Below are 13,383 nucleotides of genomic sequence, written 5' to 3'. Positions count from 1 at the left end.
TGAAATCTGTTCGCTGAACTCTGTCAGCCGCCGAGCAGCACCCCTGGCGCCACCCGCACCGCCGTCACGCCCGACTCCCGTACCAGCGTTCCGAGCTCGCCCTCCTGCCACGGGTCGGCGAGCACCACCGCGGCGCCCGTCCGCAACGGCCACAGGTACTCCCAGAGGGGCAGACCCAGGTGTAGTACCCGGTCGCCCGGCCCGAGCGGGTGGGCCGCCTGGAGCTCGCGCACCCGGCGGTCCGCCTCCCCGTGGGTGAGCCGGACGGCGGTCGGGCGCCCGCCCGGGCCGTACCCGACGCAGAGCAGGTGCTGCGGGGTGAGCGCCCGGGGCGGGTCGGTGGGCAGTTCACCGTCCGCCTCCAGCCCGGCCAGCGCCCCCGGCACCCCCTCCCCCAGCACGCAGACCGGGGCGTTCTCCGCGAGCAGCCGCTCCCGCCGGCCGGGCGTGTCCGCCGGATCCAGCGGCAGGTACGCCGCGCCGGACTTCACCACCGCCAGCAGCGCCGTCAACAGTTCCGCCGGACGCCGGAGTCCCGCCAAACCGACCACCGCGCCCGGGCGGGCGCCACGGGCGGCCAGGGCGCGCGCCAGTCGGTTGGCCGAGGCGTTCAACTCCCGGTAGTCGACGGTCTCCCCGTCCGCGAGCACCAGCGCCGGCGCGTCCGGCGTCCGCGCCGCCTGCGCCTCGACCGGCCCCACCACGGTGGTCGCCGGGTACCGCACCGCACGACGGGGCAGCGAAGGCAGCTCCGGGACGGAAAGCACCGAGGACACCGCGGGCGGTTCCACGCCCCGGAACGCCTCCCGGACCGCCTCGCCCACCCCCGCCGCCATCACGCCGCGCCCAGCAGCTCGGCCCAGGCCTCGATCACCGGGCGCTCCGCGAGCTGGACGAACGCCACCTCGGCGCCCGCCTCCTGCCAGCGCGCGGCGAGGGTCATCAGCCGGATGGAGTCCAGGCCCCAGTCGACCAGGTTCTCGTCCAGCGGGATCTCCGCCGGGTCCTCGCCGAGCAGGTCGGCGACCTCGGCCCGGATCCGCTCCACCGTGAAGCCCACGCCCGTCACTTGCCGCCCACCCCTTCGATTTCCACGTTCTCCGAAACGCCCGCAGCGTCCGCGACATCCACGACATCTGCGACATCCGAGGCGGCCGCGACGCCCGAGGCGGCCGGCCGCGCGGCCGCACCCAGCGCCCCGAGCACGGTCTCCGCCGTGCCGACCATGCCGCAGCGCCCGGCCACCCAGGCCAGCGCGCCGTGGTGCTCGGCAGGGCCGAAGTCGGCGACCGCGTCGGCCACCACGAAGGCCTGGACGTCCTGCATCCAGGCGTCGCAAGCGGTGGCCTGCACCCCGATGTGCGCGTACACGCCGGTGATCACCAGCTGGTCCCGCCCCTGCTCGCGCAACAGCTGCTCCAACCCGGTGCGCACGAAGGCGCTGTACTTCCACTTGGTGAGCACGGTGTCACCCGGCGCCGGGGCGACGGCCTCGGCGATCGCGGTGGCCCGCGGGTCGTCCGGGATGCCCGGGCCCCAGAAGTCCTGCTGCAGTCCGCGCTCGGCCGGGCTCTGCCCGCCGAGCTGCGCCGAGTACACCACGGGCACGCCCGCGGCGCGCGCGGCCGCCGCCAACGCCGCGACGTTGCCCAGGAGTTCGGGCACCGGCGCGGCCTCGGGGTCGAAGGCGCCCAGGAAGTGGTTCTGCAGGTCGTGCACCAGCAGGACGGCGCGCGCCGGGTCCACCGTCCAGGAGACCCGGTTGGCGGGCAGCTCCTCGGCGGCGGGCATGGGATAGCGGGGAATGCGGGGCAGGCCCACGGTGGTGTTCCTTAACTCGATGGCGTGGTGGCGGGATCGGCGGGCAGTCGGCGGGTCGGCGGTCCAGCGGGCAGCGGTCAGCAGTCAGCAGTCAGCGGTCAGCGGTCCAGCGGACGGCGGTCCGGCGCGCGGTCACCGGGTGGTCAGCGAGGCCGCGATCGCGGCGCGCAGGTCCTTCTTGCTGACCTTCCCGATCCCGGTCGCGGGGAAGGCGGCGACGAACTCGACCCGGTCCGGCACCTTGTACTCGGCGAGCCCGCGCTGCCGCACGAACCGCTTCAACTCGACGCCCTTCGGCGGCTGTTCGCGGTGCTCGGCGCGCAGCACCACGTAGGCGCAGGTGCGCTCGCCCAGGTACGGGTCGGGCATCGACACCACCGCCGCGTCGTGCACCGCGGGGTGCGCGAGGAGGTGGTTCTCGATCTCCTCGGCGGCGACCTTCTCGCCGCCCCGGTTGATCTGGTCCTTGGCCCGCCCCTCGACCACCAGGTGGCCGGTCGGGGTGCGCCGGACCAGGTCCCCGGTGCGGTAGAACCCGTCCGCCGTGAAGGAGGCGGCGTTGTGCTCGGGGGCGTTCCAGTAGCCGCGGATGGTGTACGGGCCGCGGGTGAGCAGGTGGCCGGTGGAGCCGTCGGGCAGGTCCCGGTCCTGGTCGTCCACCACCCGGACCTCGTCGTCCGGCGAGATCGGCCGGCCCTGGGTGGTGGTGATCAACTCCTCCGGGTCGTCCAGCCGGGTGTAGTTGACCAGTCCCTCGGCCATCCCGAACACCTGCTGGAGCGTGCAGCCCAGCACCGGTCGCACCCTCCGGGCCGCCTCCTCGCTGAACTTGGCACCACCGACCAGCAGCACCTCCAGGCTCTGGTACCCGCGGACGCCGCGCTCGGCGGCGTCCAGCCAGAGCAGGGCGAGCGGGGGCACCAGCCCGGTGATGGTCACGCCCTCGCGCTCGATCAGCGGGAAGGCCGTCTCCGGGGCGGGCTGCGGGCAGAGCACCACCCGGCCGCCGGCGTACAGCGTGCCGAGCGAACCCGGCGAGCTGAGCGGGAAGTTGTGGGCGGCGGGCAGCACGCACAGGTACACGCTGTCCGCGTCCTGCCCGCACAGCTCGACCGATCCGCGCAGGGAGTAGATGTAGTCGTCGTGGGTGCGCGGGATCAGCTTCGGCACGCCGGTGCTGCCGCCGGAGAGCTGGAGGAAGGCGACGTCCCCGGGCGCGGGCTTCCCGCCGAAGGCCTCCGGGCCGGGCCCGTCACAGGGCACGTCCGCGAGCCGGACGTGCTCGCCCGGGTCCTCGCCGGCCACCAGCACCAGTCGCAGCGCGGGGTTCTTCGCCCGTACCCGGGTGGCGAGTTCACGGTAGTCGTAGCCGCCCTCGACGGCCGGCGCCACGTAGGCGGCGGCCCCGGTGAAGGAGCAGAAGTACCCGATCTCGGCGTACCGGTGCGCGGGCAGCGCGAAGACCGGCAGCGCGCCGATCCGGAACAGCGCGAAGACGACCTCGAAGAACTCGGCGGCATTGGGAAGTTGGACGACCACCCGGTCCCCGGCCCGGATGCCCCGGGCGAGCAGTCCGGCGGCCATCCGGTCGGCCCGGCGGTCGAGTTCGGCGTACGTCCAGCGCCGCTCCGCGGCCGCCACCGAGTGGCCGCCCGGGTCGACGACGGCGGTCCGTCCGCCGTGCGCGGCGGCGCGCTCGCGCAGCATCCGCCCGAAGGTCTCGCCGCGCCAGTACCCGGCGGCCCGGTAGCGCTCGGCGAACTCCGCGGGGTACGGGGTGAACCCGGCGAGAACGGTCTCCAGCGGCGTCACCGGGCCACCCCCGCGGCGTCCAGGAAGGTGCGGAACTTGGCGCTGGTCTCGGCGAGTTCGGCCTCCGGCCGGGACTGCTCGACCACGCCGGCACCGGCGTACACCCGCAGCGTCCGCCCCTCCGCCTCGGCGCAGCGGATGGTGACCACCCACTCGCCGTCGCCGGTCGCGTCCTGCCAGCCGACCATGCCGGTGTAGAGGCCGCGGTCGAAGGGCTCGACCTCGCCGATCACCCGGCGCGCGACGTCCGTCGGCGTGCCGCAGACCGCCGGGGTGGGGTGCAGCGCGCAGGCCAGTTCCAGGGCGGAGAGCGCCGGGTCGGCCAGCTCGCCGCGGATCGTGGTGGCCAGGTGCCACATCGCGGCCGTCCGTACCAGGGTGGGCCGTTCGGGCACCTCCAGGGTGCGGCAGTACGGCGCCAGCGCCTCGCGGATGGCGTCCACCACGACGGCGTGCTCGTGCAGGTCCTTGGGCGACTCCAGCAGCGCGGCGGCGCGCCGGACGTCCTCGCCGAGGTCCTCGCTGCGCGGCACCGAGCCGGCCAGCGGGTTGGCCAGCACGGCCGAACCCCGCCGGGAGAGCAGGAGTTCGGGGCTGGCGCCGATCAGGGTGCGGCCGCCACCGGACGGCACGGCGAAGGTGTAGCCACCCGGGTCGCGCCGGGCCAGCCGCTGCAGGATGGCGGGCAGGTCGAGCGGCTCGGCGGAGGTCAGCTCCAGCGTCCTGGCCAGCACGACCTTGCTCAACTCCCCGCCGCGCAGCCGCTCGACGGCCGCCGCGACGCCGGCGCCGTACGCCTCCGGCGCGGGCACCGGGCTGATCCGCCAGTCGGTCCGCTCGGCCCGCGGGGCGGGCAGGGCGATCAGCGGGTCGTCGCGCAGTGCCCCGGCGGTGCGCACCCGAGTGGGGACGGCGAGTTCGACCCGGCTGTCCCGGTCGAACGCCACCGCGCCGACCACCAGGGGCAGTTCGACACCGTCCCGGCCCGCCCGGGCCAGCGTCTCGGCGACCCTCACCGGCAGCGGCCGGCCGTCCTGCGGCACCCGGGCGTGCGTGCCGGAGCCGAGCAGGGTACGGGTCGGCGAGGCGAAGAACGCCTCGTCGGAGCCGGCCCGGTACTGGCCGAGCAGTCCGCTGGCCGCGCCGATCACGGCGTGGTCCGGGCCCTCGGCGAGGGCGGTCGCCGGGGCGTCGGGCCCGGCGGGTATCGGCCCGGCAGGGGCGTGGTGCACCGTGGTCACGGCGGTTTCTCCAGTCTGGGACGGTTCTACGGGAGGACGAGGAGGAACGGGGGGGACGAGGAAGAACGGGGGCGGCGCGAAGAGCGGCCCGAGGGCGGGGCACCGCCCGGCACCGCTCAGGCGCGCAGGGTCGCGCCGCCGTCGACGTACAGGTCGTGCATGGTGATGTGCCGCGCCCGTTCGGAGGCCAGGAACACCACGGCCTCCGCGATGTCGGAGGGCGCGGCGATCCGCCCGAGCGGGATGCCGACCCGCCAGGCCCCCAAGTCGCCGTCGATCACTCGGCGTTCGGCCGCCTCGGCGTCCTCGCCCCACAGCGCGCGCTGCATCTCGGTGTCGGTCGAGCCGGGTGACACCACGTTGCAGCGCACCCCGGACCGGGCGAGCTCCAGCCCCAGGCAGCGGGTGAACATGGTGGCCGCCGCCTTGGACGCCGCATAGGCGGCCATCCCGGCCCGCGGCACCCCGGCGGCGTTGGACCCGACCGTGACGATCGCGCCGCGCCCGCGTTCGGCCATCCGCCGGCCGACGGCACGGCTGACGCGGAAGACGCCGGTGGTGTTGACGGCGAAGGTGTCCGCCCAGTCCTCGTCGGTGAGTTCGACGACCGGGGCGGTGCGCAGGATGCCCGCGACGTTCACCAGTGTGCCGATCGGGCCGAGTTGGCCCTCGATCAACTCCACCGTGCCGTCCACGGCCTGGGCTTCGGCGACGTCCAGCACGTACGGACGCACGGCCGGCAGCTCGGCCACCAGGGCGTCGAGCCCACCGGGATTGCGGTCCACCGCCGCGACGACGGCGCCTTCGGCCACCAGCGCCCGCACCACGGCCGCGCCGATGCCCTGCCCGGCCCCGGTGACCATCGCGACGGCACCGGAAAATTCGGACTGCTGCTGCACAGGACATCCCCTCCGACCAGCAAGATTAGGCAAGCCTAACCTAACACAGCTGTTCGTCCACGCCGATAGTCTGTGCGAACGTCAACTCGCTCCAGGGCACCTCCGGACCCTTCGGGGGGCATGCGGCGCCGGAACCGCGCCCGGACACGACGAAGCCGCCCGACCCCGGGCGGGGCGGGCGGCCTCGGTGTCCTGCGGTGCTGTCCGAGAGGCTTCCTGACGGTGTACGGCCCCGCGCGGATCGAGGCGGAGCCGGTCAGGGGCCTGGGTGGCCGCACCGGCCGTCCGGACCGGCCGGGGACGGGCAGGGCCGGGCAGGGCCGGGCGGTGGAGGAAGAGGTCGAGGATCGGCAGGCCCGCCGGTCTCCACCGGCTCGACGCGGCAGAAGCCCGGTGCCACCGGGGAGTTGAGCTCGCGGACGGTCCAGCGGCCGTACGGCTCGGGAACTCCGCGAACTCCGGGCCCTAGCGCGGCGCGGCGGGGGCCGTCGAAGCCTTCGCGGGCGCGGCCGGCGACTTGGCCGGAGGCGTGGAAGCGGGAGTGGCGGGGGCGGACGCGCCGGGGGCCGGGGAGAGGCCGGTGCAGCCGCGCAGGCCGTCGCGGCGCCTGAGGGCGGCCTCGGCGGTGGCGCCGGTGACCGGCTCCGGGATGCCCTTGTCGTCGATGGTGGCCGGGGTGAAGGCCTCGCCGGTCACCTTGCCGTCGGCGGTGAGGGTGAGGGTGGTGACGCCGGTCTCGTTGGAGTTGGCGTAGTTGGAGGTGCCGTACCAGAGGAAGTTGCCGAAGCCGTACCCGACGTAGGTGTCGCCGAGCATGCCCGAGCCGACCATGGTGTGCGCGTGGGTGCCGACCACCGCGGTGGCCCCGGCGGCGGCGAGCTTCCTGGCGATGGTGGTCTGCGGTCCGGTCGGGCAGGCCTTGCCCTCGTCGCCCCAGTGCAGGTAGACGAGCACCACCGGCGCCTGCTGCTTCGCCGTCTCCACCGCCTTGACCAGCGCCGGGACGTCCAGCGCCGAGGCGATGCCGGGCTTGTTGGCGCCGGCCCGCCACTTCTGGTTGGTGAGGTCCTCGACCTGGCTGGCGGCGACCACCGCGACCTTCACCCCGCGCACGGTGGTGACGTACGGGGCGTACGCCTCCTTGGCGTTGCGCCCGAAGCCGACCACCGGGATCGGCGAGGAGCCCTTGGCCGCGAGGGTGTCGGCGAGGCCGTCGGCCCCGAAGTCCACGGCGTGGTTGTTGGCCATCGAGACGACGTCGACGCCCGACTCCTTGAGCACCGACAGCGCCTTGGGCGAGGTGCGGAAGGTGTACGTCTTCGGCTCCGGGGCGCCGCGCCCGGTGATCGCGGTCTCCAGGTTGAGGACGGACAGGTCGGCGTCGGCGAGGGTGCGGGAGATCGGGCCGAGCGCCTGCTCGGGCGGCTGGACGGCCAGCCGGGCCTCGGTGCGGCCCTCGAAGTGGACGTCCCCGGCGAAGGCGACGGTGATGGTGCCGTCGGGCCTGGGCGGGGCGCTCTTGCCCGGGGCCGCACCGGAGGGCGAGCCGTCCGGCACGGCGGAGGTGCTCGGCGGGACGGGGGCCGCGGAGGCCGGTGCCGGTGCCGGGTCGTCCGGCCCGCAGGCCGCGACGGCGGTCATTCCGACGAACAGCGCGACGGCGGCCGCGGCACGGCGCATGAGTGGATCCCCCCGAGGATGATGCAAGAGCGGTCAGCCTACGCCACCGAATCACCACCATCCGGACCCGAGCCCACAACATTCCGGCCACAAAAGGGCACTACGGGCCCCGGTCAGGACAGGACACCGATCGGGCCCGGCCCGGACGTTGCCCCCGGCCAGGCCCCCGACCGGCCGTTCCCCCGGGCGGCACCCCTGGCCCGCCCGGCCCAATCGCCCCGCCCGACCCGGCCACCGCGTCCCTGGCGCGGAGGCGGGCGGGGCGCGCAGCGTGGTGTACAGGGGACGAGCCCCGTGCCGAAGGCCGGGAGGTGTGACGTGATGGGCAGCAGTCAGCTCTCACCTGTGGGCGGCGAACCCCCGATCGTGGGCGAGGACCGGTCCTTCCCCGCCCGGGAGCGCCGGATCGTGGTCGGGATCGACGGCTCCGATCCGTCGAAGGCGGCCCTGCGCTGGGCGGTCGGCCAGGCCGTGCTGACCGGGGCGACGGTGCACGCCGTCGCCGCGTGGGAGTACCCCTCGCTGTACGGGTGGTTCGCGCCGATGGTGGACGACGGCTTCGAGCGGACCGCCCGCCGCACGCTGAGCGCCGAGATCAACGAGATCCTGGGGCCGGACCGCCTGGTGGAGGTCCGGGAGAGCCTGGTGCTCGGCCACGCCGCCGAAGTGCTGCTGGAGGCCGCCGAGGGGGCGGACCTGCTGGTGCTGGGCAGCCGCGGCCGGGGCACCTTCGCCCGGACCCTGCTCGGCTCGGTGTCCGCCCGCTGCGCGGTGCACGGGGCCTGCCCGGTGGTGATCGTCCGCGCCGACGGGACGGCCGCCGCCCCGTCGCGGGCCGTGGCGGCAGGCGCCGAACAGCGGGCCCCCGGCACCGTGCGCACCAAGGACTGGCAGCTCAGCCTGCACGTGGTCGAGGACGAGGACACCACCCGGGTGCACGCCGTGCTGGACGCCGACGGCAATGTGCTGCACAGCGACGCCCGCTCCCGCCGCAACCCGCGCGACGCCCCGGCGCCGGAGGTCGGCGACGAGTTCGCCGTCGGCCGCGCCCTGGTGGACCTCGGCCACCAGCTGCTGCGCGCCGGCGTCCACGGCGCCACCGGGCCCACGGAGGAGTGAACCCCCACCCGCGGGTGGGAACCGGGCCGTGGCGTGGGCACCGGCCGGTCGGTTGCGCCATGCTGATCACCGCTGAACCCCCGTACCGACCTACCGACCTGCCGACGCCACCGGCGCCGCACCGACGCCGCCCGGCACCCGTCCCGCGACCCGACCGGAAGAGCCGCACCCCGCCATGGACACCACCCCGGCCCCCGAGAACCCTGGCCCCCGATCCGCTGACTCCCGGTCCCCGGTCCCCGGCGTCGCTTCCGACATGCCGCCCGACGCCGCGCCCGGTTCCACGGCCAACGCCGCCCCCGACGTCACCGCCGACATCACCGCCGACTTCACCCCCGACGAGCGCGCCCGGGGCCGCGCGCTGCGCCGCGCCCAGCTGCCGTGGGCGCTGGGCGGACGGCTGGCGGGCCTGGCGCTGACCCTGCTGCTCGGCCTCACCCCGGTCGGCGCGGCCGTGGTGACCGCCACCGGCGACTGGTTCGGCGGCTCCCGGACGGCCGGAGTGCTGGCCGGCTCGGTGGCCCTGCTGCTGCTCGGCCAGGCGCTGCAACTGCCGTTCGGCGCCGGGGCGCGGACCGTCCGGGCCCGGTTCGGACTGGTGACCCAGGGCTGGGCGGGCTGGGCGCTGGACGCCGTGCGCGGCCTCGCGCTCGCCCTCGTCCTCGTCCTCCCGCTCGCGCTCGGCCTGTTCGCGCTGACCGCCTGGTCCCCGCAGCGCTGGTGGCTGCCGGCGGCGGGCGCGGCGGCGCTGCTGACGGTCGCGCTCTCCTTCCTCCACCCGCTGCTGATCGAGCCGGTCTTCAACCGCTTCTCCCCGATGCCCCCGGGCGAGCTGCGCACCGCACTGCTGGCGCTGGCCGAGCGGGACGGCGTCCGGGTGCGGGACGTCCTGGTGGCGGACGCCTCCCGCCGGACCACCGCGCTCAACGCGTACGTCTCCGGGTTCGGGGCGACCCGCCGGATCGTCGCGTACGACACGCTGCTGACCACCGCCGAGCCGCGCGAGGTGGAGCTGGTGGTCGCGCACGAGCTGGGCCACGTCAAGCACCGGGACGTGCCGGTGGGCACCGCGCTCGGCGCGGTCGGCGCGGCCGTCGCGGTGGCGGTCCTGGGCGTGCTCGGCGCCTGGCGGCCGCTGTTGGACGCCGCCGGGGCGACGGACGCCGCGGACCCCCGGGCACTGCCGCTGCTGGCGGCGCTCGCGGCGCTGCTGGGCGCGGTGTCGGGGCCGCTGCAGTGCGCGGTGAGCCGCCGGATCGAGGCCAGGGCGGACCGGCACGCGCTCGAACTGACCGGGGACGTCGAGCAGTTCGTGGCCATGCAGCGCAGACTGGCGGTGGCGAACGTCTCCGATGTCGACCCGCCGAGGGTGCTTGAGCTACTGTTCGCCACTCACCCGAGTGCGACCAGCCGGATCGCCGCAGCCCGCGCCTGGCAGGCCGCACCGGAGCGAGCGGCGCCGGAGCGGCGCGCGACCCCGGGCTAATCCGTTGTATAGTGCAACAAATATCGAGGAGGTAGGAACGCCGTGCCCGGCCGCCAGTCGTCCATCGAGACCATCCAGCGCGAGCTGACCGCCTTCGCCCGCCGCGCCCGGCACAAGGCCTCCCAGCTGCACCCCGACCTCTCCCTGGTCACGTACAGCATCCTCGACCTGATCACCGAGCGCGGCGGCTGCCGGGCCGCCGACGTGGCCGCGTACTTCATGCTCGACAAGTCCACCGTCAGCCGCCAGGTCACCGCCCTGGAGAAGCTCGGCCTGCTGGCCCGCGAGACGGACCCGGACGACCAGCGCGGCCAGATCCTGCGCGCCACCGAGGCCGGGCTCACCCTGCTGCGGGACGCCAACGAGCAGCGGCGGCTCTCCTTCACCGCGCGCTTCACCGACTGGTCCGACGAGGACGTCGCCCGCTTCGCCGACTACCTGGCCCGCTACGGCCAGGAGGGCTGACCGGGCCCGTCGGCGAACGGCCGGGCCCCTCCGGGTGCGCCCCACACCCCCCACGGTGTACAGAGGAGGAGTGCCCCTCCGGCAGCGCCCCGATGCGCCGCACCCGCCGCCCGCGCCGCATCCCCCCGACCGCCGCCGTGCCTGGCGGCCCGACCGCCGGGTGCTGACGGCGCTCACGCTCGCGTTGACGGTGCTGATCACCGTCGTCGACATCCTCTCCCCGCCGGACATCCACCTCGGCCCGCTGCTGATCGTCGCCCCCGCCCTCACCGCCTCCTTCGCCGGCCCCCGGGCCACCGCCGGCGTCGCCGCGCTCGCGTTCGCCGCGCTGACCGTCATCGGCGCCGTACGCGACAGCCTGACCAGCGCCAACGTCGAGACCCAACTGGGCGCGCAGCTGGTCGTCTCGGTGCTGATCGTCGGCCTGCGGGTGCTGCGCGACCGCCACGAGCGCGAACTGGCCCGGGTGCGCTCGGTGTCCGAGGCCGCCCAGCGGGTGCTGCTGCGCCCGCTGCCGGAGCGGATCGGGCCGCTGCACCTGGCCTCCGTCTACCTGGCGGCGGAGGCCGAGGCGCAGGTCGGCGGCGACCTGTACGCCGCCGCCCGCACCGCGACCGGCACCCGGCTGCTGGTCGGCGACGTGCGCGGGAAGGGACTGTCCTCGCTCGGCGACGCGGCCCTGCTGCTCGGCGCGTTCCGGGCCGCCGCCCACCTCCACGCCGAACTGCCGGACCTGGCCGCCTACCTGGACGGCAGCGTCAGCTGGGACCTCGCCCAACTCGCCGAACAGTCCCAGCGGGACCGCCGGGACCGCCGGGACCGGGACCGGGACCGGGGCGAGCGGGGCGAGCGGCAGGGCCTGCAGGCGCTGGCCGCGCTGCCCCTCCCTCCGCCCGAGGAGCCCCCCGAGGAGAGTGGGGAGTCCGGCGAATCCTTCATCACCGCCGTCCTGCTCGACATCCCCGACGACGGCTCCCCGGTCCGCCTGATCGACTGCGGCCACCCGCCCCCGCTGCTGCTGCGACCCGACGGCATCACCGCCCTCACCGCCCACCACCCCGCCCCGCCACTGGGCCTCGGCGAGCTCGCACCGGTGCGGTACGAGACGGAGACCTTCCCGTTCCGGCCCGGCGACCGGCTGCTGATCTACACCGACGGCGTGATCGAGGCCCGCGACGCCCAGCGGCGCTTCTACCCGCTCACCGAACGCGTCGCCGCCTGGCACGCCGAGCGCCCCGCCACCCTGCTCCACCACCTGCGCCGCGACCTGCTCGCCCACGTCGGCGGCCGGCTGAACGACGACGCGGCGATGGTCGTGGTCGAGCGGTTGCCGTGAGGGACGCTGCCGGCCGACAGATGACAGCCGACAGGCGACAGCTATCAGATAACAGAATTCAGCTGACAGATTTTGACATCTGTCAGCCGACGACTCGGCGAGCTCGCCCTACGGCTTGTACGGCAGCTGCGGCACGTCGAAGCAGTTCGTCGCCATCGACGGCACCTGACTGACCCAGCCGCCCTGCCCGCCCCGGGCCGCGTCCTGCCAGCGGGCGGCGTTCAGGCAGGCCCGGGTCGGGCCGGTGGGCGGCGGCCGCGGGACGAAGGAGGCGGGCAGGATCAGGCCGTGCGCGTCGTACGGCTCGGCGCGGTTCATGAACGCCTCGACGCAGGAGCGGGTCGGTGCGGCGCCGCAGGAGTCCAGCGCGTCGGTCAGCCACTGCGCGCCCGCCCAGCCCTCCAGCTCCCACGCGGACAGCCGGGCGGCCCGGTCCGGGTGGTAACGGGCCAGCGCGGTACGGAAGTCGTGCACGGCCGGGTACTGCTCGTCCTCGTAGTTCAGGCTCGACGAGGTCGCCCACAGGACGTTGCGGCAGTTCGGCGAGGCCGCGTAGTCGGTGCGCACCGACTCCGACCAGTTCTGCACGTTGGTGACCTTCGCCGTCACCGCCACCCCGGCCTCGTCCAGCGCCCGGCACAGCGCCGCGTTGCCCCGGGAGTCCATCGCGTCGAACAGCAGCTGCGAGCCGTCGGCGCGCACCGCCGCGGCCACCGCCTGGAAGTTCGGCAGCGCGAAGTCCACGGTCTGGAGCAGCACCCGGTACCCCTCGGCCTCCAGTCCGGCCTTCAGCTGTCCGGCGTAACGGGTCGAGTCGGCCTGGTTGTAGGCGACCACGGCGGCGCTGGCCGCGCCCAGGCGCTGCTTGAAGAAACGGAACACCTCGGTGCTCTGGTAGAGCGTTCCGTTCCAGCCGACCGACCGCCCGTCGCGCGGCGCGGCACTCCCGTAGATCCCGTAGATGTGCGGCCAGCGGTCGTACTCCGTGCCGATCGGCTGGCCGCCGACGTCCGGCACCCCCTTGCCGCTCACGTACGGGGCGCCCGCGTAGTCGAGGACGCTGCCGCTGACGAAGGCGAAGACGTGCGACTGGTCGATCAGCCGGTGGACGCAGTCCTGGTTGCCGACCCCGCTGCCGCCGTCGTCGCAGGTCACCAACCGGACGGTGCGCCCGTGCAGGCCGCCGCGGTCGTTGAGGGCCCGGAAGAAGGCTTCGGCACCGTAGCGCGGGCCGCTGAACACCTCGCTGCCGACCGGGCTGGTGAGTGAGGTGACGAGGCCGATCCTGATCTCGGTGGCGGTGACCCCGGTGTCCGAGGCGGGGTTGGCGCTCCCGGTCGCGCCGGTGGCACCGGTCGCGGGGGTGGCTCCGCTGGTGAGCGTGGGTCGGACCGTGAAGGCCTCACCGGGCAACCGGGTGCCGCAGCCGGCGAGCAGCGCGAGGGTCAGCAGCAGGGCGACACGGGCGGTACGGGCGGCACGGGCGGCACGGGAGCGGTTCGGGCGGACCACCGCCGGGACACG

Annotated in this window: 11 protein-coding genes and 1 pseudogene; 4 read left to right on the top strand and 8 right to left on the bottom strand. The window is 75.1% G+C overall.

The genetic code is table 11. The features are described from left to right. Positions 1-23: 23 nt before the first annotated feature. The 7 genes and pseudogenes from ACZ5GH_RS28460 to ACZ5GH_RS28430 all read right to left on the bottom strand — a co-directional run bounded on the left by ACZ5GH_RS28460 (position 24) and on the right by ACZ5GH_RS28430 (position 7,453). On the bottom strand, positions 24-776 hold the full coding sequence (locus tag ACZ5GH_RS28460) for an AMP-binding protein (protein WP_464335661.1): 753 nt from the start codon (positions 774-776) through the stop codon (positions 24-26). A 59-nt stretch (positions 777-835) separates the two neighbouring features. Further along, on the bottom strand, positions 836-1,069 hold the full coding sequence (locus ACZ5GH_RS28455) for a phosphopantetheine-binding protein (protein WP_464335660.1): 234 nt from the start codon (positions 1,067-1,069) through the stop codon (positions 836-838). A gap of 134 nt (positions 1,070-1,203) precedes the next feature. Continuing rightward, a pseudogene (locus ACZ5GH_RS28450) lies at positions 1,204-1,821 on the bottom strand (isochorismatase family protein); the annotation flags it as partial. A 132-nt stretch (positions 1,822-1,953) separates the two neighbouring features. Beyond that, the gene (locus ACZ5GH_RS28445) at positions 1,954-3,633 is read right to left on the bottom strand and encodes a (2,3-dihydroxybenzoyl)adenylate synthase (protein WP_464335659.1); all 1,680 of its coding nucleotides are present in this window, start codon (positions 3,631-3,633) and stop codon (positions 1,954-1,956) included. After that, on the bottom strand, positions 3,630-4,841 hold the full coding sequence (gene dhbC, locus ACZ5GH_RS28440) for an isochorismate synthase DhbC (protein ID WP_464336884.1): 1,212 nt from the start codon (positions 4,839-4,841) through the stop codon (positions 3,630-3,632). The genes ACZ5GH_RS28445 and dhbC overlap by 4 nt, the downstream gene beginning before the upstream one ends. 149 nt (positions 4,842-4,990) lie before the next feature. After that, positions 4,991-5,806: a 2,3-dihydro-2,3-dihydroxybenzoate dehydrogenase gene (locus ACZ5GH_RS28435; protein ID WP_464335658.1), complete on the bottom strand. Its 816-nt coding sequence runs from the start codon at positions 5,804-5,806 to the stop codon at positions 4,991-4,993. Positions 5,807-6,238: 432 nt separating this feature from the next. After that, positions 6,239-7,453 carry a CapA family protein gene (locus tag ACZ5GH_RS28430; RefSeq protein WP_464335657.1) on the bottom strand — a complete coding sequence of 405 codons (1,215 nt, stop codon included), beginning with the start codon at positions 7,451-7,453 and terminating at the stop codon, positions 6,239-6,241. Between the two features lie 321 nt (positions 7,454-7,774). Between ACZ5GH_RS28430 and ACZ5GH_RS28425 the strand changes: the two genes are divergently transcribed. The 4 genes from ACZ5GH_RS28425 (at position 7,775) to ACZ5GH_RS28410 (ending at position 11,859) form a co-directional block, all read left to right on the top strand. After that, a complete protein-coding gene (locus ACZ5GH_RS28425; protein WP_464335656.1) occupies positions 7,775-8,572 on the top strand; it encodes a universal stress protein in 798 nt (265 codons plus the stop codon). A gap of 256 nt (positions 8,573-8,828) precedes the next feature. Then, a complete protein-coding gene (locus tag ACZ5GH_RS28420; protein WP_464335655.1) occupies positions 8,829-10,058 on the top strand; it encodes a M48 family metalloprotease in 1,230 nt (409 codons plus the stop codon). 42 nt (positions 10,059-10,100) lie between these two features. Next, complete coding sequence (locus ACZ5GH_RS28415) at positions 10,101-10,523, top strand: MarR family winged helix-turn-helix transcriptional regulator (protein ID WP_049651037.1); 423 nt, start codon at positions 10,101-10,103, stop codon at positions 10,521-10,523. A 160-nt stretch (positions 10,524-10,683) separates the two neighbouring features. Continuing rightward, positions 10,684-11,859 carry a PP2C family protein-serine/threonine phosphatase gene (locus tag ACZ5GH_RS28410; protein WP_464336883.1) on the top strand — a complete coding sequence of 392 codons (1,176 nt, stop codon included), beginning with the start codon at positions 10,684-10,686 and terminating at the stop codon, positions 11,857-11,859. A gap of 108 nt (positions 11,860-11,967) precedes the next feature. Here the strand turns inward: ACZ5GH_RS28410 and ACZ5GH_RS28405 are convergent, their stop codons facing one another. Further along, the gene (locus ACZ5GH_RS28405) at positions 11,968-13,371 is read right to left on the bottom strand and encodes an ABC transporter substrate-binding protein (protein WP_464335654.1); all 1,404 of its coding nucleotides are present in this window, start codon (positions 13,369-13,371) and stop codon (positions 11,968-11,970) included. Positions 13,372-13,383: the final 12 nt, after the last annotated feature.

It is taken from the genome of Kitasatospora sp. Xyl93, from assembly GCF_055383135.1.
The sequence above is the reverse complement of the archived record's forward strand: the minus strand, read 5'-3'. Positions and strand labels throughout refer to the sequence as shown.